At 56.1% G+C, this 22,116-nt stretch carries 22 protein-coding genes; 16 read left to right on the top strand and 6 right to left on the bottom strand.

Annotation, left to right across the window (positions count from 1 at the left end; translation table 11 throughout):
• Positions 1–98: 98 nt before the first annotated feature.
• Positions 99–503, bottom strand: coding sequence for a hypothetical protein (locus AC1RJW_RS29225; RefSeq protein ID WP_070260691.1), 405 nt, complete (start codon positions 501–503; stop codon positions 99–101).
• An 893-nt stretch (positions 504–1,396) separates the two neighbouring features.
• Between AC1RJW_RS29225 and AC1RJW_RS29220 the strand changes: the two genes are divergently transcribed.
• The gene (locus AC1RJW_RS29220) at positions 1,397–2,572 is read left to right on the top strand and encodes a DUF8462 domain-containing protein (RefSeq protein WP_493048037.1); all 1,176 of its coding nucleotides are present in this window, start codon (positions 1,397–1,399) and stop codon (positions 2,570–2,572) included.
• A gap of 867 nt (positions 2,573–3,439) precedes the next feature.
• Here the strand turns inward: AC1RJW_RS29220 and AC1RJW_RS29215 are convergent.
• A complete protein-coding gene (locus tag AC1RJW_RS29215; protein ID WP_493048036.1) occupies positions 3,440–4,342 on the bottom strand; it encodes a LysR family transcriptional regulator in 903 nt (300 codons plus the stop codon).
• A gap of 99 nt (positions 4,343–4,441) precedes the next feature.
• Between AC1RJW_RS29215 and AC1RJW_RS29210 the strand changes: the two genes are divergently transcribed.
• Complete coding sequence (locus AC1RJW_RS29210) at positions 4,442–4,987, top strand: DMT family transporter (protein ID WP_493048035.1); 546 nt, start codon at positions 4,442–4,444, stop codon at positions 4,985–4,987.
• Here AC1RJW_RS29210 and AC1RJW_RS29205 read toward each other — a convergent pair.
• Positions 4,974–5,579, bottom strand: a complete 606-nt coding sequence (locus tag AC1RJW_RS29205) for a TetR/AcrR family transcriptional regulator (protein ID WP_493048034.1) — start codon at positions 5,577–5,579, stop codon at positions 4,974–4,976. The two genes, AC1RJW_RS29210 and AC1RJW_RS29205, sit on opposite strands and share 14 nt — an antisense overlap.
• Positions 5,580–5,794: 215 nt before the next feature.
• Here AC1RJW_RS29205 and AC1RJW_RS29200 point away from each other — a divergent pair, with 215 nt between their 5' ends.
• Positions 5,795–6,529: a hypothetical protein gene (locus tag AC1RJW_RS29200; RefSeq protein ID WP_493048033.1), complete on the top strand. Its 735-nt coding sequence runs from the start codon at positions 5,795–5,797 to the stop codon at positions 6,527–6,529.
• Between the two features lie 109 nt (positions 6,530–6,638).
• A complete protein-coding gene (locus AC1RJW_RS29195) occupies positions 6,639–7,391 on the top strand; it encodes an OmpW/AlkL family protein (protein WP_493048032.1) in 753 nt (250 codons plus the stop codon).
• Between the two features lie 124 nt (positions 7,392–7,515).
• On the opposite strand, the gene AC1RJW_RS29190 is transcribed toward AC1RJW_RS29195, so the two are convergent.
• A complete protein-coding gene (locus AC1RJW_RS29190) occupies positions 7,516–8,430 on the bottom strand; it encodes a LysR family transcriptional regulator (protein ID WP_493048031.1) in 915 nt (304 codons plus the stop codon).
• A gap of 203 nt (positions 8,431–8,633) precedes the next feature.
• On the opposite strand from AC1RJW_RS29190, the gene AC1RJW_RS29185 reads away from it, so the two are divergent.
• The 11 genes from AC1RJW_RS29185 to AC1RJW_RS29135 all read left to right on the top strand — a co-directional run bounded on the left by AC1RJW_RS29185 (position 8,634) and on the right by AC1RJW_RS29135 (position 19,053).
• Positions 8,634–9,500, top strand: coding sequence for an intradiol ring-cleavage dioxygenase (locus tag AC1RJW_RS29185; RefSeq protein WP_493048030.1), 867 nt, complete (start codon positions 8,634–8,636; stop codon positions 9,498–9,500).
• Positions 9,501–9,508: 8 nt separating this feature from the next.
• Entirely contained in the window at positions 9,509–10,573 is a 1,065-nt protein-coding gene (locus AC1RJW_RS29180) for a maleylacetate reductase (RefSeq protein WP_493048029.1), read from the top strand.
• Positions 10,548–11,504, top strand: a complete 957-nt coding sequence (locus tag AC1RJW_RS29175) for an NAD(P)-dependent oxidoreductase (RefSeq protein ID WP_493048028.1) — start codon at positions 10,548–10,550, stop codon at positions 11,502–11,504. Before AC1RJW_RS29180 ends, AC1RJW_RS29175 begins: the two co-directional genes overlap by 26 nt.
• 28 nt (positions 11,505–11,532) lie before the next feature.
• Positions 11,533–13,089: a sugar ABC transporter ATP-binding protein gene (locus AC1RJW_RS29170; protein ID WP_493048027.1), complete on the top strand. Its 1,557-nt coding sequence runs from the start codon at positions 11,533–11,535 to the stop codon at positions 13,087–13,089.
• 55 nt (positions 13,090–13,144) lie between these two features.
• The gene (locus AC1RJW_RS29165; protein WP_493048026.1) at positions 13,145–14,032 is read left to right on the top strand and encodes an ABC transporter permease; all 888 of its coding nucleotides are present in this window, start codon (positions 13,145–13,147) and stop codon (positions 14,030–14,032) included.
• Complete coding sequence (locus tag AC1RJW_RS29160) at positions 14,029–15,009, top strand: ABC transporter permease (RefSeq protein ID WP_493048025.1); 981 nt, start codon at positions 14,029–14,031, stop codon at positions 15,007–15,009. The genes AC1RJW_RS29165 and AC1RJW_RS29160 overlap by 4 nt, the downstream gene beginning before the upstream one ends.
• 135 nt (positions 15,010–15,144) lie before the next feature.
• Positions 15,145–15,450, top strand: a complete 306-nt coding sequence (locus tag AC1RJW_RS29155; RefSeq protein ID WP_493048024.1) for a YciI family protein — start codon at positions 15,145–15,147, stop codon at positions 15,448–15,450.
• 96 nt (positions 15,451–15,546) lie between these two features.
• Positions 15,547–15,855 (top strand): Dabb family protein, encoded by a 309-nt coding sequence (locus tag AC1RJW_RS29150; protein ID WP_493048023.1) that lies wholly within the window; start codon positions 15,547–15,549, stop codon positions 15,853–15,855.
• 48 nt (positions 15,856–15,903) lie between these two features.
• Positions 15,904–16,872 carry a sugar ABC transporter substrate-binding protein gene (locus AC1RJW_RS29145; protein WP_493048022.1) on the top strand — a complete coding sequence of 323 codons (969 nt, stop codon included), beginning with the start codon at positions 15,904–15,906 and terminating at the stop codon, positions 16,870–16,872.
• A 137-nt stretch (positions 16,873–17,009) separates the two neighbouring features.
• Positions 17,010–18,017 carry a Gfo/Idh/MocA family protein gene (locus AC1RJW_RS29140; RefSeq protein ID WP_493048021.1) on the top strand — a complete coding sequence of 336 codons (1,008 nt, stop codon included), beginning with the start codon at positions 17,010–17,012 and terminating at the stop codon, positions 18,015–18,017.
• Position 18,018: 1 nt separating this feature from the next.
• A complete protein-coding gene (locus AC1RJW_RS29135) occupies positions 18,019–19,053 on the top strand; it encodes an isopenicillin N synthase family dioxygenase (protein ID WP_493048020.1) in 1,035 nt (344 codons plus the stop codon).
• Positions 19,054–19,390: 337 nt separating this feature from the next.
• Here the strand turns inward: AC1RJW_RS29135 and AC1RJW_RS29130 are convergent, their stop codons facing one another.
• The gene (locus AC1RJW_RS29130) at positions 19,391–20,221 is read right to left on the bottom strand and encodes an NAD(P)H-dependent oxidoreductase (RefSeq protein ID WP_493048019.1); all 831 of its coding nucleotides are present in this window, start codon (positions 20,219–20,221) and stop codon (positions 19,391–19,393) included.
• 112 nt (positions 20,222–20,333) lie between these two features.
• On the opposite strand from AC1RJW_RS29130, the gene AC1RJW_RS29125 reads away from it, so the two are divergent.
• On the top strand, positions 20,334–21,221 hold the full coding sequence (locus AC1RJW_RS29125) for a LysR family transcriptional regulator (protein WP_493048018.1): 888 nt from the start codon (positions 20,334–20,336) through the stop codon (positions 21,219–21,221).
• A gap of 381 nt (positions 21,222–21,602) precedes the next feature.
• Here the strand turns inward: AC1RJW_RS29125 and AC1RJW_RS29120 are convergent, their stop codons facing one another.
• Entirely contained in the window at positions 21,603–21,953 is a 351-nt protein-coding gene (locus AC1RJW_RS29120) for an AraC family ligand binding domain-containing protein (protein ID WP_493048017.1), read from the bottom strand.
• Between the last annotated feature and the right edge of the window lie 163 nt (positions 21,954–22,116).

Here is a 22,116-nt window from a genome sequence, read left to right as displayed (position 1 = left end):
GCCTCCGTCTTTTCTTTGCTTAGACAGCGGCAAATCGTGAAGATCGCCTGCTCAACTGGAGTTTTTCAACGCAATAGCCCCATTGCGGACATTGATGCTTAAATTTGATGAGTGTTCGAACGGTCATCCAGTTCATTGTTCCGTACAACTGGACGAAGGAGATAGGCTGTAATGCCGACGGTAAGACCAGCAGCGATTGCACCTAGCGCTGTGCGAGTCGGTGCATCCAGAAACATTATGTAGGGCACACAGCACCCGGCAATACAGGTGGCCAGCAGCAGCAGAGAATCATATTTGCGCAGGAGTATGAGCAATGGCAGGCCCACCAGTGCCAAACCCGCAAATGACATCGGAACAGCGAGTAGTACGGAAAAAAGAAGTCCGACCCCGACATCAGACGCGATACCTGCATCGGAGCTTCCGATACCTGCCAATGTGACTGCCGGGATACTCGACAGCGGCGCCAAAAACAAGGATTTCATAGGGAAGGGTTTGATCTTCATGGGTCTTCCTGTGGTTTTTTGTCTGCTTCTGGCCGGCTGCCGTCGTTGGCAGGTTACGCCCTATTGTGTTGAAAAACGCGGGTACGTTGCAATTTAGATAGAAGATTTACCAGCCTAGACTGGCCAGAACTGCCGCTATTGACCGATCACCGACTGCTTGGAGGTCTGAGACATCCTGAAATGGTTGCCGTTCGAATTTTTCAACACGATAGGCTGGAATCGGCCATACGCAACTATGCCTTTCTTTTGGCCTTTTCGTGTTGCAAAATCGACCTGCACTCGTCTTCGGTTGGCACGTTTTTCTCAGTCAGTATGGTATGCCAGCCACCGCAGTCAGGATCAGAGCAACCGCACACAGTTGTTCGCACCGGGTGCTGGGTTAATCTATCGCGCTTCTGAATAGCATTAGTTCGTTCCTGACTCTTGATAAGGTGGACTAGCGCGCCTCGACTCAAAAATTTTCCTGCCATGACTCTCCTCTAGGTGCCTCGTGCCGCACAAGGCGTTAACGTTTTCAATGTCTGCTGTTGGCCTGTTGACGTCGTTGGCAGGCTCCGCTCCAAAGCAGCCCTTTTTGCCATTGATTACCACGTTAGAAACAGCATGTACATCATACTTTCACATCATGGTACATAAACCATGTAGACGTTGACGACGGCATCGTTATCAACCTCCAAAAGGTGAACCTGCGACACAAGCTCGCTGCAGCTGCGGCTGCATCAGTCGGATATGACATCTCTTATTGCCGAATAAGGCTAATCCGTACCGGTGGAAAAAAGAAGCCCGCTGGAACTTTCTACAAGGATAGAAGTCTAACAAAATCTACTAAAGTATAAGTATGTATAACGCGAGAAGCTTATACTTTACTAGAATTTCCTATTAATGGAGGTTGCATGGACCCCGTAAGAAACCCTTTCGCGCCCGGCGCAGGTAGCCGCCCACCGGAACTCGCAGGGCGACAGGCGATTATCAATGATGCGCGCGTGGCAATTGATCGAGCCTTGCTTGGAAGACCTAGCCGATCTCAAGTGTTCCTGGGCCTTCGTGGCGTCGGTAAAACCGTACTTCTGAATGCTGTTGAGGCCATGGCCAACGAGCGCGGCCATCTAACTTCCAGCATCGAAGCGCCGGAAAGTAAGCCGCTAGGAGAATTGCTTTTGCCGCGCGTACATCAGGTGCTACGCAAGCTCTCTCTTACCGAGAATGCTAAAGGCAAAGCATACGAGGCACTGCGTGCGCTACGATCCTTTGCCGCTGTGTTCAATTTTGAATACGGAGACATGTCAATCTCCGTCGATCCCGAAGTAGGAGTAGCAGACAGTGGCGACCTGGAGAACGATCTTCCTGAGTTGTTCGTACGTATTGGTGAAGCTGCAAAAGCCGCTGGAAAGGCTTGGACGCTCCTCATTGACGAGCTCCAGTACCTTAGTCAGAAGGATCTGGCAGCTCTCATCGTTTCGCTCCACAAGATCAATCAGAGTGAGCTCCCCGTCTTGTTTTTCGGTGCCGGATTACCCCAAGTAGCAGCATTATCTGGCGAAGCCAAATCCTATGCAGAGAGATTATTCCACTTCCCAGAGGTCGGTGCCCTGTCTGAAGTCGATGCCAAGGCAGCCATCCGGCAACCTGTAAATGAAGAAGGCGCAGTGATCGATGAGGGGGCTCTAACCGAAATATTCCTTAAAACCAAAGGCTACCCTTACTTTTTACAGGAATGGGGCCACCAATCCTGGAACCTTGCCATCGGGGATACGATCACCCTTCATGACGCAAGACAGGCAGAAGCAACCACCCTGAAGCGTCTGGATGAAGGCTTTTTCAAGGTGCGTTTCGATCGATTAACGCCGAAAGAGCGCGAGTATGTCATCGCTATGGCAAGGTTAGGGAACGGGCCATACCGCTCTTCAGATGTGGCCGACGCGCTCGGTGAATCCGCGCAAAGCCTAGGGCCGCGCCGAGCCCAGATAATAGGCAAAGGAATGATCTACAGCCCATCTCACGGAGACATTGCATTCACTGTTCCGATGTTTAATGACTTTCTCACTCGCAATTTGGCCAATCTTGGCTGACCGGAGCCTTGTCTTCATGCCTGCCCAGATCCCTGCACGCATGCTTAACAGTCCAAGACGTGACCGCCAAGGATACCTGTTGGCAAACTGCACATGTCCGCGGCCGGGAAATATGCTTTGAATTGGCTGCTCACTGTCGCAGGCAGAGGATTCGGATAAACTGTTGTTATGAAGGGTTCTGTCGTGTTGTTGATCAGAGGGCGAAGTTTTCCGGAATGGCACTTATTCCCTCAAACTGGACGGACCTGTCCTGCCAGTGCATAAAATTGATCGGCGAACGGTATCATCATTGTGTGATCCATTGCGAACTGGCACTTGCGGATCATGTGCATGAGTTCAAGTCCTTCCAGCGATAACAAGCAGGCGCTCTGCTTTTGCCTCGGGAAGCTATGCCATCTTTCGCCGGCAGTTATGGAGGGGAGGCAAGCTTTTGCTAGCGCGCGGCAGAAGTCTCTGCAGGGTAGGGGATAGACAGGCTAGGCCCTATCCCGTCGTTGGATCAGGCAGCGACGAGATCGAACACGACGCCTGGCAGCACATCTAGGCCCCTAACACGATCCATCGCTTGTTTCAAAAACTATGGATCAGGAGAGTCTAAGCTACTGGTGGCGCTTCAGAACAAGCAAGCAATCGACGTGGTGGCGGTGAAATCAGGACCGCCGCAGCCACTGGTTTACCGAGGAAAAAACAACGCTGGTACGTAAGTGGGTGTAGATAAAATCAATAACGAGGTTGTGGCATGCGCCTCTCACATCGAGATAGCCTGCCACAGATCCGATATTGATTCTGTCTACACCCTCGGACGCTACTGGCGGGGATTCACGAGTGACAGGTGTTCCCCAAAAGTGCTCGTTGAGCTACAAGGTATCAGAATGTCGATGCTACCTGAATTGCCTGCCTTAACCAATAGTGTGCTGGATCAGCCTCTTTACGCATGTGCCAAGCCTGTTGATAGTCGAACGATGGAATATCCAGGGGCGGCACAAACGCTCTGAGGGTTTTATGTGGACTTAGCGCTCCCACCGCACGGCTGGCGACAGTCAAGACCAAATCAGTCCCGGCAATCACTGACACGGCGGCGCCCCAGTGCGGCAGCGCCAGAGCGATGTGGCGTTGCAAGCCGCGTGCGGCCAGGGCCCGCTCAATCTCGTCAGTGGCATCCGGCCGCAGTGCCAGCATGACATGCGGGCGGCTCAACCAATCTTCCAGGCTCAGCTCCCCCTTTTTTGGCAGCACGGCCTTGTCTGCAAGGCTGATGAATCGCTCAGTGAACAATGTCTGCAGGCGGATGTCTTCTGGCGCGTCCGGAAAAATGCCAAGTGCCAGATCCAGTTCACCATCGGCCAGTTGTGCCAGCATGACCTCCCTGCTGGCCTGGCTGATCGCCAAAACCAATCCGGGCGCCTTCTGCCTGACATGGCGCATCAGTCGGGGCAAGATGATGCTGGCGGCGTAGTCCGACAGCGAGATCCTGAAGCGGCCGCGTGCCAGGGCAGGATCGAATGCCGGTGCTTCCAATAGCGCGTTCAAGCCACGTAGCGCACTTTCAAGCGGCTGAACCAGTCCTTGCGCCCTCGCGCTCAGCGTCATGCGGCCGCCGCGCCGTACCAGCAGAGGATCATCAAACAGCACGCGCAACTGTGCCAGCGAATGACTGACCGCCGGCTGGCTCTTGTGCAAACGGAGCGCCGCGCGCGTGACATGCTTCTCGATCAATAGAGCGTGGAGCGTCAACATCAAATTCAAATCAATGCGCCGGAGTTCATCCATGGTGCGAATGTGGTATGTGCATATAAATGATTTCCATTAGTTATATGGATGGATCATCATACTTTCATCCTAACTTCTTCGCAAATATGAGGAACCATCATGTTAAGTAAAGCAGCATTTTCCTTCTGGCCTGTCGGCGTGGCCTTGCTCGCCGGAGCCGGCCTGCCCTTTCAAGCGACCAGCAACGCCGCCGTTGGCCGCGCATTGGGGCATCCATTTTGGGGGGCGATGACCTCGCTTGTCATTAGTGCCATGGTGATCCTGCCTCTGCTTGGGGCACAGCGTGTCTCTGGCCCCGCGATTTCCACTGCAATGCAAGGACCCTGGTGGCTTTGGGTGGGGGGCATTTTCGGCGCGATGTATGTCGGTGGTGCTGCCGTTGTCACGCCGAAGCTGGGCGCCGGTGGATTTCTGGCCTGCGTCGTTGCCGGACAGATGGTGGTGGCCATGGCGATTGATCACTTCGGTCTGACGGGCATTGTGCCCAAACCCGTCAACTTGTTGCGCCTCGCCGGCGTCGCGTTGATCCTGGGGGGCGTTCTGCTGGTGCACTTTGCAAGTACTAAACAAGCGGAACAGCAGAGCAGCCACGCCTCCGAAGTTGAGCAGAAGCCCTTGCGTTCAGCCGCCGCTATGGGGTCTTGAAAGCGAGGATGGTACGGCGCGCAATGCCGATGACCTCATCTTTGGTGAATGTTTCTCCTGTAATCACGCCGCGAAAGAAAAGTGGGGAGGAGGCCAGCTCCAGGAACTGGCGAGGGTTGGTCCCGACGGGTAGTTCACCCCGTTCAGCCGCCCGCACCACAAGCTGGCCGCTCACGGCGAAACGCTCGGACCAGAACTGGATGCGCATGCGCTTGATAATTTCCGCATCCTTTCCCTGCGTCACGGCTGCCTGCAACAGGCCTGCGATGAGCGGCGATTCGATTGCCGCCAGTATGTCGAGCAGCAGTGCGCTCAAATCACCGAGCAGTGTTCCTGTGTCCGGAAGCGGTACGCCTTGCTTCATGTGGAGCAGGGCGATGTCGAGAACCAGCTCGGCTTTGCTTGGCCAGCGGCGATAAATCGTGGTTCTGTTGACGCCGGCACGAGCAGCTACTGCCGGCAACTCCAGGCTCTCATAACCGCTTTCCATCAGGATTTCCAACGCAGCCGAGTAGATGGCTGACACTACCTCAGCTGCACGCCCTCCGGGTCGATGACGTTTGCTGCTGCTTTCTTGCTCGGTGTCACTCATTCACTTTCTCCTTGCTGCGTTCCGTTGAGTCTCTGCGCAATGATTGTCGCATGAACAGCTACCTGCGCGTTATCGCCAGCCCTGGGGCGTGGCCGCTCGTCTGCATATTTCATCCTGATAGTTTACATGCTCATTAAAAGCAACTATAGTTGCCTTAATGGGTGGCGCCATGCGATCTTACCGAATCAGCATCAATAAAAGCGGAGTTAGTCATCATGGTTGTAAGTATCAAGACGTTCATGGCGGGACATGAAATCCCTCGCGAGCAAGTGTTGCAATGGGAGAGGCAGCGTGCACTGACGGTACTGAAAAGGCTGGGGGGGCAGCCTTTGGGCAACGAAGAACTGGAGAGCCTTAGGCATCAAGTTCTGGAGCGAAAGCTTGCGCTGGGATCGGATGGCATTCGGCAACTCCTTCGGCGTGAGCTGGCCGTGGCCCAGCCTGCGGCAAATTTCGTGGCCCGGATCTCATGTGGTTTGCGTCGTTTCAGTATTACCGAGTTGCTGGTTGATGGTGGCTCTGCGGAGGCGTTTGCGGATTGGTTTTGCAAGCGTACCGAGCTCAATGACGAACGCGCCATGCTGGCCGCTTGTCCCGATCATTATGTGATTCGCACTGACGCCGATGGCGTGCAGGAAGTGATCGAAACCACTGGCGGATCGCCGTTGGTGGGGAGGTTCCTGATCGACTATCAAGATCTCTCCAGTCTTCGTTCTTCGTCCGACCCCCTCTATCCCCACCAAATAGCAGGTGTAGCAAGAGCCGAGAGCGGTCTCGTTCTCGGCGGCGTGCGTCATCAATTCAGGAACGAAGGTTCGGGCTTCCGAGCCAGGCTGCTGGTCGAGTTCCCGGCAATGATCGTTCCGGGGGCTGTTTCTGCCCATCGCTGGCACCTTGCCAGTGAGTTTTCCAATTGGATCGAGGCTGCATTCAGGCAGCGATCCTCCTAAGACAAGTACCCGAACGCCGCCGGGAGCATGCACTCGCACGCCTGTTCCGGATTGGCGAATTGGCAGTTCCGTAGCAGAGATTCACCCACAACTAAAATCAGGAGACAGCATGAAAAATACATCCTTGGCAGCCGCAGGAAAAACGTACCTTCCCTTGCTCGCCGTTTTGCTCGCCAGCTCCAGTGCCGTACATGCACAGTCGGCCGGTGATTTCGTGGTCAGTTCGGGATGGCTGCATTTATCCCCGAACGACTCAAGCGAACCCATGAAAGTGTCGGCACTGGGCCAGCAAAGGACCATCCCTGGATCCGGGGCATCCGTCAGCAATGCAGATACCCTGGGCGTGACGGCTACATACTATGTGACCGACCATGCGGCAATCCAGACCATCCTGGGCGTTCCAACACGATTGAGTCTGTATGGCAGCGGAACCATGTCCGACATGGGGAAACTGGGCGATGCCAAAGCATGGAGTCCGGCGGTCTTGTTACAGTATTATTTTGGTGAAGCCAATGCACGGATAAGGCCCTACGTAGGTGTGGGGGGGGCGTATGTCTGGTTCTCCGACATCAAATTGACGAGCGGCACGGCGAGCGGCAGTTTCTTGCACTCTCCGGTCACCGGTTCCGCACTTGAGGGGCCGACTTCGGTCACCTTGAGCAAGTCTTTTGCGCCACTTGCCAATGCCGGGATTGCCTATAACCTTGATGATCGCTGGTCCGTCAATCTCTCCTTGACCTATGCTTTGTTGTCCAGCCGCGCCACGTTGACGACACAGTCACGCGTTGGTGTCGTCACGAGTGGTGCGAAGATCAAAATCAATCCTCTGGTCAGTTTCCTTTCGATCGGATATCGTTTTTAGACATATGCCTGATGCCAGCGGAGGTCATCCGTTGGCATCAGCATGGTGATCGATAAATGGAGGGTGACAATGCTGCTGTGCTCGAAGTTGCGCTATCTGCGATGGACAGGATTGTCAGGGTAAATCAAGCAGTCCATCTTCTCTCGAAGTCCATGTCCTTGAAATGCTGGACAAGGAAATCAATGAAGGCGCGTACCTTGGCGGGCAAGTGCTTCCTGGACTGGTAGGCGATGTTGATGGTCAGCCGCGGCAAGTCCCATTCGTTCAGGCAGGGAACCAGGAGGCCTGCGACCACATCATCGTGGATGATGTAGTTGGGCTGTACCAGGATGCCCAGCCCTTCCATAGCCGCCGCCCGGATAATCTGCCCATCGTTGGACTCCATCAGGCTCTTGACCTTGACCACGCTGCTTACGCCATCCTTTGTGAAGTGGAGTTCATATGGGTTGTTGGCATGGCTATAGATCAGCAACTTGTGGTTGGCCAAATCCTCCAGGGTCTGCGGCACGCCATGGGCGGCAAAGTATGACGGCGAAGCGGCCAGAATTCTGCGCGTCGAAGCCAGTTTGCGGACCGTGATATTCGAGTCGGATTCACATTCGCGCGTGCGAATGGCAAGGTCGATACCGCTATCGAGCAGGTCAAAATACCGGTTTGCCGCGACGATCTCCAGATTGACATTCGGATATCGGCGGTTAAATTCGGGCAATAACGGCGCGATGTGCTTCATGCAGAAGGAGAGGGTGCCGGTGACGCGCAGGGTGCCGGTCGGGTTGATCGTGGTCGCATTGACCGTGGACTCCGCTTCCTGCATCTGGGTCAGCATGGCCTTGCACTGACGGTAAAACTCCTGTCCCACCTCCGTCAGCGCCAATCGCCTGGTGCTGCGTTCGATCAAGCGGGCTTTGAGGCGTTCTTCCAGTGAACTGAGGCAGCGGCTTGCCGCGGCATTCGACATGTCGAGCGCATCTGCAGCTTTTGTGAGGCTCCCCAGTTCGGCGACTTGGACAAATAATTCAAACTGCGTCCATCGATCCACACGAGTCTCCTTGTTTCCATTTAGCGGAAAACAGTTTTCCGTTTTTGGCATTTTTTGTAGTTTGTTTTCAACTTATATTACCACTCAGCGGAAAACGATGGCTAGCCGCTTTCGACCATTCTCGGAAATTTGGAAGGTGGTATCGAGGGAGGCTGTGGCCAGTCAATACAGCTTAATTCAAGGCAAGGGAGAAGTGAAACATCATGCGTAATTTGAATGAGGACACCATTACTCAGGCCGTGCTCGCACGGCACGCCGGTATGCCAGATGAGCGGTTGCGAAAGATCATGACCAGCCTGGTCCAGCACCTGCATGCCTTTGCGCGCGAGGTCAAGCTGACCGAGCAGGAGTGGGAAGCCGGCATCCGTTTTCTGACTGAAACCGGGCACATGTGCACTGACAAGCGCCAGGAATTTATCTTGCTGTCCGACGTCTTTGGCCTGTCGATGCTGGTGACGGCGCAAAACAATCGCAAGCCAGAAGGCTGTACTGAATCGACCGTATTCGGGCCGTTTCACGTTGAAAATTCTCCGGTGTATGCGCTAGGCAGCGATATCTCCAACGGGGCCAAGGGCGAACCCTGCTATGTGCGCGGCATCGTGCGCCGCCTGGATGGCACGCCGGTAGCCAATGCAAGAATAGAAGTATGGCAAGCCGATGAGGATGGGTTTTACGATGTGCAGCAAGGCGACCAGGACGAACACCGCGCACGGGCAACGTTCTTCAGCGGAGCGGCAGGCGAGTACGACTTCCGCAGCATCGTCGCCAGCCCCTATCCGATTCCGCACGACGGTCCCGTCGGCCGCATGCTGGCGGCACTCGGCCGTCATCCGTGGCGCCCGGCGCATTTGCACTTCAGGATACAGGCAGAGGGCTACGAAACCCTGATTACCCACGTGTTCCGGGATGGCGACAAATACCTCGATTCCGACGCGGTGTTCGGCGTACGGTCGACGCTCATTGCAAACTGGGTGCGCCACGAACGTGGGCTCGCACCGGATGGCGCGAGCCTGGAGACATCGTTCTATACCCTGGTGTTTGATTTTGTGTTGAATCCTGACTGCGCGTAGAGGCACACATGTTTGAATTCATCTACAACAGCACGCCGTCGCGTGTGGTATTTGGCGCCGGCAGCCTGCAGCACCTGGTGCGCGAAATTGACTTGCTGGGAGCAAGGCGGGCGCTGGTTTTATGTACACCCGAGCAGCGGGGCAGCGCCGAGCTTGTTGCCCAGCTGATCGGCGAACGCTGCGCGGGGATCTTTGACCGTGCAGTCATGCACGTGCCACTGGAAACAGCCAGGGAGGCGCGGGAGGTGGCCCGGCTGCTGCAGGCCGATTGCGCCATCGCCATTGGCGGCGGATCGACGACGGGTCTTGGCAAAGCGATTGCGTTGGAATCGGCGCTGCCTATCCTCGCGATTCCCACGACATACGCCGGCAGCGAAATGACGCCGATCTACGGCATCACTGATGCGGGAATCAAAAAGACGGGTCGCGACAACCGCGTGCTGCCAAAAACCGTCATCTACGACCCGGAACTCACGCTGGCATTGCCGACATCGCTATCGGTTACCAGCAGCATCAATGCCATGGCGCATGCCGCCGAGGGGCTGTATGCGCAGGATGGAAATCCCATCATGTCGATGTTTGCCGAAGAGGGCATCCGGGCGCTGGCACAGGGCTTGCCAAAGGTGGTTGACAAGCCTGGCGATATTGCGGCGCGCAGCCAATGTCTTTACGGCGCTTGGCTCTGCGGCGTTGTCCTGGGCCATGTCGGCATGGCCCTGCATCACAAATTGTGTCACACGCTCGGTGGAACGTATGGCTTGCCGCACGCGCCAACGCATACGGTCGTGCTGCCGCATGCCTTGGCTTATAACGCGGCCGCCGCCCCCGAAGCCATGCAACGCATTGCCCGGGCACTTGGTGCGACCGATGCAGCCCAGGGGATGTACGACCTTGCGCAGAGCTTGCATGCGCCATTGGCATTAAAGGATCTCGGGATGCCGGAGAGTGAGTTGGACCGGTGCACCGACATCGCCCTGCAAAACGCTTATGCGAATCCGCGCCCGCTGGAACGGCAGGCACTGCGCGCTTTATTGGAAAACGCATTCCATGGCCTTCGGCCAGAAGCGGTCTGACGACTGTTTTTTTTACCAAAGGATCATTATGGAAACATCAGCACAAATTGGCTTCATCGGGATCGGGAAAATGGGCTCGCCGATGGCGCGTCATCTGATTCAGGCCGGATACCGAGTACAGGTATTCGATACGGACTCGCAACGGGTTGCGGACCTGGTCGCCCTGGGTGCAAGCAGCGCTGCCAGCGTGCGCGAAGTCGCGGGCAATCCTGTCCTGTTTTCATCGCTGCCGCATGATGCCGCATTGCGCGCCGTCGTCTTCGGCGAGCATGGCTTGCTGACCGGCGCGCAGCAAGGAACGATCTATGTCGACACGAGCACCGTGTCGGTGGCGATTTCAGGGCAGGTTGCGAGTGCCTGTGCGCAGCACGGCATCGCCTATTTGCGCATTCCCGTCTCGGGCAATGCGGTGGTTGCCGAAATGGCCGGATTGACCACCATGGCTTCCGGGCCTCAAGTTGCGTACGAGCATATCAAGCCGCTACTGGAAAAGATAGGGAAGGTACATTTCTATCTCGGCGACGCTGAACAGGCGCGCACCATGAAGCTCGTGATCAATCTGATGATCGCCGTCTCGAACGGCATGATGGCCGAGGCATTGGCGCTCGGCAGCAAGGGTGGGCTTGCATGGAATGACATGCTCGATGTGATGGAGTCCAGTGCGATTGCCTCGCCGATGGTCAGGTACAAGGCGGCCACGCTGCGCAACCACGACTATGTATCGACGTTCTCCGCCGAGCAAATGGCAAAGGATCTTCAGCTCATTCTCGCCACGGCACAACAAACGCACGTACCGGTTCCTCTGGCCGCCCAGACGATGCAGCTGTACCAGGCCGTGATCGGCACCGATAGGGGCGCGCTCGACTACAGCGCGGTCACCTTGCTTGCCATGCAACTGGCCGGTGCCCAGGTAAAAACGTCCAGGCAATAGCGCTCATAAAACCAATCAGGAGACAACCATGAGCATGACCATAGAGGCTGACACAGCCCGCCCGCAACACAAATCTGCCACGAAGTCCACCGAGAAGATACCGTTGCTCGAACTGCGTGACATCAGCAAATACTTTCCGGGCGTTCGCGCACTGGACTCAGTGTCCTTTGCCGTGTACCCGGGCGAGGTGCACATGCTGCTCGGTGAAAACGGCGCAGGAAAATCGTCGCTTATGAAAGTGTTGTTCGGCGCCTATCGCGCTGATGAAGGAACCTTTCATTACCAGGGACAGCAGGTCCAGATCAATTCACCGGCCGACGCACGGCGCTTTGGCATTGCGGTGATTTTCCAGGAATTCTCTCTCGTCCCGTATCTGAATATCGCACAGAATCTCTTCCTGGGGCGTGAATTTCCAGGTGCCATCCCTGGCACGCTGGATCACCGCCGCATGCATGAGGAAGCGCGCAGGGTACTCGCGCGCCTGGGGATGCGGCTCGACACCCGCACCCTCGTGCATCGGCTCGGTGTCGCCCAGCAACAGATGATCGAGATCGCCAAGGCCTTGTCGCAGGATGCGCAAATCTTGGTGATGGACGAGCCGACGGCCGCCTTGTCCGACAACGAGACGGAGGCATTGTTCGAGGTCATCCGCGACTTGCAGGAAAAGGGCGTTGCCATCATCTATATCTCCCACCGCATGGCGGAAGTCTTTTCGATGGGCGATCGCATCACGGTCCTTCGGGATGGAAAGAAAATCGCTTCGCTACTGCCAGGTGAGACGAGTTCAGATGATCTCGTACGGTTAATGGTCGGACGCAACGTCGACATGAGTTACGCCCGCCAATTCTGCAAATCGCCCGGAGACATGGCACTTGAAGTGCGAGGGCTGCATGCGGAAAACGGCATACGTGATATCAATCTGACCGTGCGCACGGGCGAAATCGTGGGACTGAGCGGACTGGTGGGATCGGGCCGTACCGAGGTTGCCCGGGCCATTTTCGGCGCCGACCGGGTGACAGCAGGAACCGTGAGCATATTTGGAAAGGGATCAACTGGCGGGCCGGCCGAGGTTGCTGCAAAAGGCGTGGCCTTGATCCCGGAAAGCCGGAAGCAGGAAGGGCTGGCGCTGATGCGTTCTATTGGCGAGAACCTCATGATGTCCGGCATGCATCGCCTGTTTCCAACGAAGCTGTTCAGCCCACAAGTTGCCGATAGCGCGGCGCGCGAGCTGATCGCGAAGTTGCGTGTCGCCACGCCATCCATCCATCGCCCGGTGCGCGTGCTGTCAGGTGGGAATCAGCAAAAGGTGGTAATCGGCAAATGGCTCAATGCCCAATCCCGTTTATTCATTTTCGACGAACCGACGCGAGGCATTGACGTCGGTGCCAAGGCAGAGATCTTTGCGTTGATCGACCGGCTTGTCCAGGAAGGCGCGGCAGTATTGATGATCAGCTCTGAATTGTCGGAAATAGTCCACGTATGCGACCGTGCTTATGTCATGCGTGGTGGCCGTATTGCGGGTGAGCTTGGTCGCAGTGAGCTCACCGAAGAAAATATCTTGCGTTTGGGGATGCATCATGAGTGAAATAACATTGTCTTCGAGAGCCTCGACACTGGCCCGTGTGCCAGGCGTGGCATGGATGCTGCTCGCCATGCTGCTCGTCTTTACCGGTCTCAACCGCGACTTTCTCGGGGCAGGGAATATCGCCAATATTGGTCTGCAGTCGTCCATTCTGCTGATGCTGGCTCTGCCGATGACGCTCATTATCATGACCGAGGGACTCGATCTTTCCATTGGCGCCGTGTTGACCCTCTGTGGCGTGGTCCTGGCCTGGACCTTGTTGCGCACCGGCTCACTTCCCCTCGGATTGTTGGCGGCAGGATTATGCGGACTCCTGTTCGGATTGCTGAACGGCGGGCTCGTCGCGCTGCTGGACATGCCGCCCTTCGTGGCAACGCTCGGCACCCTGGGCATTGCGCAAGGCCTTGCATTGGTATTGACGGATGGGCAAAGCATCGTCGGAATTGATGACGCCGTTGGTTTCTTCTATGGCGGTTCGCTGGGCGGCATCCCGCTTCCTATACTCATCGCTATCGGCTGTTATGGATGTATGCATGTGTTGCTCTATCACACCCGCTTCGGAACTTATGTCTGTGCCATCGGCGGGAACAAGGAAGCGCTGCAACTGGCCGGGGTGCGCGCCAATCGCTATCTCATCGGCGTCTATTGCCTGGGTGGCGCGATGGCAGGTTTCGCGTCGCTGCTGCTGACGGCACGGATGAGCGCAGCGCACCCGACGGCTGCCATCGGGATGGAATTCGACGCCATTGCCGCGGTGATCGTGGGCGGTACGTCGTTTGAGCGCGGCAACGGGTGGCTCCTCGGTACCTTGCTGGGTGTGCTGACGGTCGGCATGTTGCGTAACGGACTGAACCTGCTTGCCGTCCCATCGTCAGTCCAGGTCACCTGCATCGGTCTGCTCGTTATTTTAGCTCTGTTGATAGATGGCATGAAGGAGAAAGCATGAACACGCTCGCTGCACCGGCTTCGTCCGGTGGTTTTCTACCCAACGATTTGCGGGCACTGGCATACCGCCTGGCAGCCGCCGCACTACTGTGCGTCCTCCTGTCGATACTGGCCGAGTCGTTTCTCACGTCCGGCAATCTCTTGAACGTCTTGCGTCAGGCAAGCCTGCTTTTCCTCATGGCTTCCGGCCTGACTGTCGTGATACTGGCCGGTGGCCTTGATCTGTCGATCGGCGCCAACGTCGGGATATCGCTATGTCTCGCGGCTAGCGTGATGCAGGCTACAGGCTCGGTAGGCTTGGGCGTCCTTGTCGGACTTGCTTGCGGAACCGCGATTGGCCTGATCAATGGGCTGCTGGTCACCTTGCTGCGTCTACCTCCCTTTATCGCTACCTACGGCATGCTCTGGGTGCTGAACGGCATCGCATTCTATTACATGGCAGGCGCCACGATACACGGGTTTCCGCCAGCCTTCAGGGCACTCGGAAGCGGCTACTGGCTCGGCATCCCGATACCGGTATATCTGATGCTGCTGTTCCTGTTGATCGGCGTGGGCTTCACGCGGCGCACGACATATGGGCAGGAAGTATACGCGATGGGGGCAAACGGTATCGCGGCGCATCTGTCCGGCATTCCAGTGGTCAGGCGGCAGATCCTCGTCTATACGCTCAGCGGCGCCATGGCGGGGATGGCCAGCCTGGTGTATCTGGCGCGTCTCAATGCGGCGGAGGCCGATATCGGCGAATCGTTGGCGCTGCCGGCTATCGCTGCCGTGCTGATTGGCGGCACTTCCCTCTTCGGCGGCGTAGGCACCATTTCCGGCACCCTGGTGGGGGCGCTGATCCTGACGTTAGTGCTGAACGGCATGAATCTGCTCTCTATCAATGCCAACCTGCAGCCACTGGTGACCGGCCTGATTGTGATACTGGCCGTTGCCATCGACATGTGGCTGCGCAAACGTGCAGATGCACGCGTATAGGGAGCGGCTTGTTCATCTTCTCGAAGGGGGCCCGTCGGACAGATGAACTGAAAGGGGAGGGCAGTGCCAGTTCGGGTGAAACGAAAGGGTATTTCCCTCATAGGGTTGAAATAAACCAATCAATTGGAGGATACGATGCTGTACTGCTTTTTTAATGTTGATAAACCTGGTACCCAGGCGATACGCAAGGATAACCGGCCGGCGCATAAGGCGTACCTTGCCGACATTGCGGACAAGATTGCGTTCGCAGGACCGCTGCTTGGCGACGATGGGATCACGATGCAAGGCAGTTTGCTGGTCATCGATTTTGCAGACCAGGCTGCAGCCCGCGCTTGGGTGGATAAGGAACCATTCAACGCGGCTGGCTTGTACGAGTCCGTTTCCATTCGTGCATTTCAAAATCTGTGGCCGCAGCGGGCAGGTTTCCCGCCAACGCAGTAACGGCCATTCCACGCCCATGCTCCGGAATCGGTCGAGCGCCAAAGGCCGCTGCCTGTTCGATTCTGGATTTTACTTGAACATATCGAGGCAATCACAATGACTGTACGGCATATAGTGATGTGGAACGTGCGCGGTCAACGGGGCACGGCTGCGCATCTTCATAACATGCAGAAGCTGAAACACGTGTTCGAAGGCCTCGATGGCCAGATTCCGGGCCTGTTGAAGATAGAGATCGGGCTCGATTTCAGTGCCGTCGATTATGCCTGCGACGTGGTGCTGTATTCGGAGTTCGATAATGTCGCTTCGTTGCGGGCGTATCAGCAGCATCCTGCCCATCTCGCGGCGAGGGACCAGGTGGGCGACATTCGCAGCGCGCGCTTTCAAGTCGACTATCTGCATGAGTAGCGCGACATCTTCCATGAGTAATCAATGACAAATCAAAAGAGACATCCCATGCGCAACGTAATCAAGATTGTCGTAGTGGCGAGCTTAACGCTTTCGCCATATGCCTTAACTTCCGCTCATGCAGACGGCGAAAAAGTCGCTGTCATGACCAAAAACCTGACCAATCCATATTTCCAGACGTTCCGCGTGGCCGCCGAGACGGCTGCGCGGAGCATGCATGCCACGGCGATCCAGTACACCCCGACGAAGGCCGACAACATTGGCGAGCAGCTCAGCCAGATCGAGGATGTCATCACCAGGCGGCCGAACGCCATCGTTTTCATCCCGGTCGACAATAAGGCGATGTCACCGGCCGTCGGCAAGATCAACGCGGCTGGCATCCCCGTGGTGAATGCGACGGACCGCAGCGAGAACGGAAAATTCGTGGCTTTCGTCGGATCGGATGACTACAACCTGGGCTTGGCAACCGCGCGGTACCTGTTCAAGAGCATTGGCGGCAAGGGCACGGTGATTGCGCTCGAGGGCGTGCGCGGTGCCGTGACTGCATCGGAACGCTTTCGCGGTTTCAAGCAAGCCCTGGTGGAATTCCCCGGTATCAAACTGATGGCCTCTCAGCCGGGGAATTACCTGCGCCTTCAGGGATTGCAGGTCACGGAAAACATGCTGCAAACCTATCCCAAACTGGACGCCATCTGGGCTGCCAATGACGCGATGGCGATGGGGGCGGTAGAGGCGCTCGAAGGGGCGAACCGGAAGGCCAAGATTGTCGGCATCAATGGATCGCCCGAGGCGGTGGAAGCGATCAAGGCGGGTAAATTGCTGGCGACCGGAGACTACAACGGATTTGGCCAAGGTTGTATCTCGACGATCGCGGCCATTCGGCACCTGCGCAAAATGCCGGTGCCCGCCAATATCGTTTTTCCAGCTGACGTGATTGACCGCAGCAACTATCAGGGTAAGGACATGCCGGACAACAAACGCTCCTGCCCGAAGTGGGAAGACGTGGTCAAGAGCTGATTGCCAGGGAGGATGCCGGGGATTCCTGGTATCCCGACGCAGCAAGACCTGGCAATGGTTTTGCTCATGCAAGCGCGTTTTAAAGCGCGTTGTAGCTGGATATCAAAACACAACATTTTTATTGCAAAGGAAGTGACATGTTAAATGCCGCCGTGGTGGGCCTTGGTTGGTGGGGCAAGCAGATCGTGAAATGCCTTGTGGATAGCAATAGAATTCGTGTCACGCATGGCGTCGATTTGGCCATCGAGAACCTTGCTGACTTTGGCAGGGAGTATCAACTGATACTGCGTTCATCGCTGGACGAGGTATTGCAGGATCCCGAGGTGGATGCGGTCATCCTGGTGACACCGCATAGCCTGCATGAGGAGCAAGTCCTGGCGTCCATTGCCGCCGGCAAGCAGGTTTTCTGCGAAAAGCCGTTGACGCTCACAGGGGCCGGAGCGGAGCGGATACTTGCCGCGTGCGAAGAGGCGGGCATCGTACTGGGAATCGGGCATGAGCGTCGTTTTGAACCTGCCATGGAAGAAGTGCTGGCGATGATCGGCAATGGCAAGCTTGGACAGATCCTGCATATGGAGGCGAATGTCAGCCACAACCTGTTTGCGCATGCGAATCCGGAAAATTGGCGGGTGAACAAGAAAGATGCGCCAGCCGGGGCAATGACCGCTCTGGGTATTCACCTGACCGATCTGTTCATTTCGTTCGCGGGCCGGCCGTTGCAAGTGCGGGCAAAAACCGCGAAGGTATTCGACCAGGCGCTCGCCGACGACCACGTATCGGTACAGATCGATTTTCTGTCTGGCGCGACGGCGTCGCTTACCTGCTTGTCGACCACGCCGTTCTACGGCAGGCTGTCCGTGTTTGGAACCGCCGGGTGGATCGAGGTTAGGGAGAACGGCAATGTGGATTGGGGACTTCCCAGCGAGGTGGTGATTTCCGACTCCGAAGCGAAACGCATCACGACATCGCATCCCGCGTCCAACACAGTGGCCAAAAACCTGGAATCGTGGGCCGCGGCCGTTGCTGGCGAAGCGACGTATCGCTATACGCCGCAACAGTTACTGGACAATGTGCGCATCCTCGAGGCACTCGTGTATTCCGCCGCCAACCAGTCGGCAGCAGTAAAGCTCAACAAAAAGGATTAACGTGAACAAATTTCTTTGGAGAAAAGAAGTAACTTCCGTCACCGTCGGCGGCCAGCAGTCGCAGGCCATCACGGAGGAGATCCCCATTATCGATGTCGGGCCGTACCTCGCAGGTGTTCCTGGCGCTCTCGAAGACGTCGCTCGGCAAATCCGCCAGGCCTGTACCGAGATCGGTTTCTTTTATATCGTCAATCACCGTGTATCCCAGGCAACGGTGGACCAAGTATTCTACGCGATGGAGAAACTGTTCACGCTGCCCGTCTCCGAGAAAATGAAGGTGCGCATGAACGAGCACCAGTCGGGCTGGCAAGCTCCCAATGTGGCCATTCATGGCGACAGTTTCGACAAGGTGGTGAAGCCACAGGTCACGGAGGCATTCAAATTCGGCCACGAGCTTGAGCCGACGGATCCCGATTTTCTGGGGAACAAGCGTTTTCGCGGACATAACCAATGGCCGGAAGCGCTGCCCAAGGAAGAACAGCAGGCGTTTTTGCGTTACCACGCAGAGCTCGACGCACTTGCCAAGCGGCTTCTGTCTCCGGTCGCGGTGGCGTTGGGTCAATCCCCGGATTTCTTTGACGCGGCATTCCAAAAAACCGACTCCGTGATGCGCAGCGCTTACTACCCAGTGGTCAAGCCGGAGGAAAACCAGTTTGGTTTGCCCGGACACACGGATCTGAGTTTTCTCACCTTGATTCCGCCAGCCACGGCCCCAGGGCTTCAGATCCTGACCGCGGCCGGTACGTGGATAGACCAGCCTGTCGTCGAAGGTGGCATTCTTGTCAATGCGGGCGATACCCTGCGTACCTGGTCCAACGACCAGTTTATCGCCACGCCGCACCGTGTGCTTGCCTCGACCAGGGAAGAGCGCTATTCGGCCATCTTCTTCTTGTACCCGAATCTGGATGCTGTTATCTCATGCGTACCGACTTGCTGCAGTGAAGACTATCCAAGGAAATACGCGGACCAGGTGTTCGCAGATTTCTATGCTGGATATTCTTCCCGAAATTTCGGGTACGCCGAGAAAAAGGCTTAAAACATCCATGCACACTTACGCTTCGGAGACGACAATTGGAAGTCCTGAATAACAGGGAAAAGGTTGGATAGTGAGAAGATCGCCGACGTATGTAACGGCTTCCAGTACGCCTTGCTTGGCCAGGTGGGTTTGCGAACGGATATCCTTTGGGGTTTTGTGTGCAGGCAAACCACATGGCTGGCGGCTTAGTGTCGCCGGCTGGTCAGTCGTCAGGACAATACTCGATTGCTGAACACCATTTGGATCAGTAGGTGGTAGTCATTGGCATTTGGAGCAGGAAGACTATCCAGTGTGTCGCCAGCAGCGTCCGTACCACGCGTAAGGCTGACGATCGTCGTCACTTTAGTCCTCCAATGGTGGTTGGGACAAGGGCGCTGAATTCCACGGGTGCGGTAATGTGAGCCGCAAAACCAGTCTGGTTTGGCGCGATGTGGTTGGCCAACACGTGCTGGTCTGGATAGTCGCCGCTGTTCTGTTGACGGAAAGCAATCGGTGTGTCGTCGAACAGTCGCTTCACTCGGATGCGCCAGGCCAAGGTTGCTTCAGCAATACCGTTGCCATCGATTCGAGTAGTCCCATATACCGCGAATGTGGGTAGCACCTGCATGCCAGGAAAGAACAAAGTGCCGTGTGTGATGGGGAAGAGCAGTTGCTCCAACGGCCCATTGATGCCACGGGAAGAATAGTCGTCTGCTGGCCCACCGACCGATACCCCCAGCAGTGCACGCTTTCCCGCAAAGCCGCCCTCACCGTAGCGATAGGCATTGCCAGCCCCTTTGTAGCCATAGGCCAAACCAAAGGCCCACACGCGGTCTATCCACCCTTTCATGATTGCGGGCATGCTGAACCACCATAGCGGGAACAGCAGGATCACCGCATCGGCCGCCAGGATCTTTCGTTGCTCTTCTTCGACGTCGGGAGTCTGGCAACCGTTGGAAAAGGCGTATCCAGATTCCTCAATGAAAGACAGGCGATCCTGGTTGGCTCGCATGGGAAAATCCTGGCCGTCAAACACCGCTTTCCATCCCATGGCGTATAGGTCGGATTGCATGACCTCGTGGCCTTGAGCCTTCAGTACCTGGACAGATATCTCGGCCAGTTGACGCGTCACAGATGTTTGTTCGGGATGAGCATGGACGATAAGAATTTTTTTATTGGTTGACTGCATGGCTTGGCTTTCACAAAGTATTGAGACTGGTGGCAGTTTGCACTGCCTCAAGGTATCTGTGAAATCAAAAAAATTTTCTGCTAGTATCCATACTATGGATAGCAAAAAGCGTTTGGACCTCAATCTCCTGGTCACATTGGAAACCCTTTTGGTGGAACAAAACGTAACCCGCGCGGCCGAGCGCCTGTACCTCAGTCAGCCAGCAGTTAGCGCACAATTGAGCCGCTTGCGCGAACTGTTCGATGACCCTTTACTGATACCTGTGCAACGTGGCATGCTGCCAACTGCCAAGGCGCTCGAACTGCTTGATCCGCTTCGCCACGCGTTAGATCAGGTGCGCGCCACATTGATTGGACACCGCCACTTCGACCCGATAAAGGCGCGACTTACCGTTACCATCGCCTGCACCGACTACCTGCAGAAGACAGTCATTCAGCCATTGGTCGTTGCGCTACGAAAGCGTGGACCCGGTGTACGATTTGCGTTGCGCCATCTTGATCCGCTACAGTTGGAAGCGCAGATGGCTAGTGGCGAAGTGGATCTGGCGCTGATGACACCCGAGCATGGCCCAGTCAGTTTACGCAGCCGGCATCTGTTTGATGAGCACTATGTGCTTATCGGCAGACATGGGCATCCCGGACTGCGACGAGGACTTTCTGTTGAACAGTTCGCACGTCTGGACCACGTAATCGTCTCGCTGCGTGGTGGCGACTTCACGACGCCAGTGGACGACGGACTCGCAGCGCTAGGCTATCAGCGTAATGTTGTGCTTTCTGCGGCGTCGTTTCTGCTTGTACCTGAAATCGTCGCGCATTCTGACTTTGTCGCCCTGGTGCCGGAACGGCTGGTGCGTGATCGCGGCGAAGTACTCAAGGTGGTCGAATGTCCTTTTCCTGTGCCGGGCTTTGCCGTGAGCATGCTGTGGCACGAGCGCAACCATGACCACAGCGGACAACGCTGGGTACGCGAAGCTGTCATTGATCTGGTAGGCAAGCTGTAACCTAAAAAGGGTTATAGTTCTTTCAGATGATTTCTCGCCCTCGCGAGGACCGCAGTTCACACGATAGTCGCTCGTCAAAGCGCCACGGCAGCAAGCTGAAGGCCAGGCCGTCGTCCAGCATCGTTGTCGCCCACTGGCGAGCATGACACGGGCAGACAAATGGCGCCCCTAGAAGTGGCGCTAAATGCTGAGAACGAGAATTACTGCGCATCAGCGTCGTGTTTTTAAGTGATGGGATGGGTAATGAAGTCTTTCATCAGAATTTCGGTGAGATCACTACAGCGCTTTACGAAACCCACCCTGCCTGGTCCATTAAAATAGGTGATGTTTAACTTAGAAGGCGCGTACCGCCTCAACCGGAGGTGATTAGCTGGCGCATTCTTACGATGAGATCTCCGGCACCATGCTGCCTCGAAAGGCCAAGGTAAAAAATATTACCGTATCTTCAAGCGCTATAATTGCGTGCGGAATGTCTGGGCTGGCTATCCGCACATCCCCTTCTGAAGCAATACAATGACCTGACTGGGTCTCTACGCGCACTTTCCCACTCACGACATAGCCAATCTCATGATCTGCTCCCGTACGAAGGCCGGCCAGCGGGCTACGCACTCCCTTCGCAATTCGTACCAGGCCAACCTTCATCGCGTGAGTGCCGCTCAAATGAAAAGTGTCAAGTTCACGAAGGTCGTAGTCGCCAGTTAGTCCTACGCTGGTATAGAGTTTCATCGTCATGGAGTTCCCTTAAGTCAATAGCGTAGTGAGCGATGACGAGATACTGTGGCCATCCCACAATGTCACAGATACTTCCGCTAGGTGCTTTTGAAATAGCCCCTTGATTCACCAGACACAGCCTATGCGTTATTCTTACGGATAGGAATAGGACTGTGCATATGAC

This window comes from Janthinobacterium sp. GW822-FHT07A03, assembly GCF_058798815.1.
Note: the sequence above shows the minus strand (reverse complement) of the source record. Positions and strands in the feature narration are given on the sequence as shown.

Excerpts from the sequence above, each read along its gene's own strand:
- AC1RJW_RS29120 (WP_493048017.1), bottom strand. The coding sequence starts at position 21,953 with ATGACGATGAAACTCTATACCAGCGTAGGACTAACTGGCGACTACGAC.
- AC1RJW_RS29155 (WP_493048024.1), top strand. The coding sequence starts at position 15,145 with ATGCTGTACTGCTTTTTTAATGTTGATAAACCTGGTACCCAGGCGATA.
- AC1RJW_RS29140 (WP_493048021.1), top strand. The coding sequence starts at position 17,010 with ATGTTAAATGCCGCCGTGGTGGGCCTTGGTTGGTGGGGCAAGCAGATC.
- AC1RJW_RS29185 (WP_493048030.1), top strand. The coding sequence starts at position 8,634 with ATGCGTAATTTGAATGAGGACACCATTACTCAGGCCGTGCTCGCACGG.
- AC1RJW_RS29195 (WP_493048032.1), top strand. The coding sequence starts at position 6,639 with ATGAAAAATACATCCTTGGCAGCCGCAGGAAAAACGTACCTTCCCTTG.
- AC1RJW_RS29150 (WP_493048023.1), top strand. The coding sequence starts at position 15,547 with ATGACTGTACGGCATATAGTGATGTGGAACGTGCGCGGTCAACGGGGC.
- AC1RJW_RS29210 (WP_493048035.1), top strand. The coding sequence starts at position 4,442 with ATGTTAAGTAAAGCAGCATTTTCCTTCTGGCCTGTCGGCGTGGCCTTG.
- AC1RJW_RS29215 (WP_493048036.1), bottom strand. The coding sequence starts at position 4,342 with ATGGATGAACTCCGGCGCATTGATTTGAATTTGATGTTGACGCTCCAC.
- AC1RJW_RS29220 (WP_493048037.1), top strand. The coding sequence starts at position 1,397 with ATGGACCCCGTAAGAAACCCTTTCGCGCCCGGCGCAGGTAGCCGCCCA.
- AC1RJW_RS29160 (WP_493048025.1), top strand. The coding sequence starts at position 14,029 with ATGAACACGCTCGCTGCACCGGCTTCGTCCGGTGGTTTTCTACCCAAC.
- AC1RJW_RS29175 (WP_493048028.1), top strand. The coding sequence starts at position 10,548 with ATGGCCTTCGGCCAGAAGCGGTCTGACGACTGTTTTTTTTACCAAAGG.
- AC1RJW_RS29180 (WP_493048029.1), top strand. The coding sequence starts at position 9,509 with ATGTTTGAATTCATCTACAACAGCACGCCGTCGCGTGTGGTATTTGGC.
- AC1RJW_RS29165 (WP_493048026.1), top strand. The coding sequence starts at position 13,145 with ATGCTGCTCGCCATGCTGCTCGTCTTTACCGGTCTCAACCGCGACTTT.
- AC1RJW_RS29130 (WP_493048019.1), bottom strand. The coding sequence starts at position 20,221 with ATGCAGTCAACCAATAAAAAAATTCTTATCGTCCATGCTCATCCCGAA.
- AC1RJW_RS29145 (WP_493048022.1), top strand. The coding sequence starts at position 15,904 with ATGCGCAACGTAATCAAGATTGTCGTAGTGGCGAGCTTAACGCTTTCG.
- AC1RJW_RS29200 (WP_493048033.1), top strand. The coding sequence starts at position 5,795 with ATGGTTGTAAGTATCAAGACGTTCATGGCGGGACATGAAATCCCTCGC.
- AC1RJW_RS29205 (WP_493048034.1), bottom strand. The coding sequence starts at position 5,579 with ATGAGTGACACCGAGCAAGAAAGCAGCAGCAAACGTCATCGACCCGGA.
- AC1RJW_RS29225 (WP_070260691.1), bottom strand. The coding sequence starts at position 503 with ATGAAGATCAAACCCTTCCCTATGAAATCCTTGTTTTTGGCGCCGCTG.
- AC1RJW_RS29170 (WP_493048027.1), top strand. The coding sequence starts at position 11,533 with ATGAGCATGACCATAGAGGCTGACACAGCCCGCCCGCAACACAAATCT.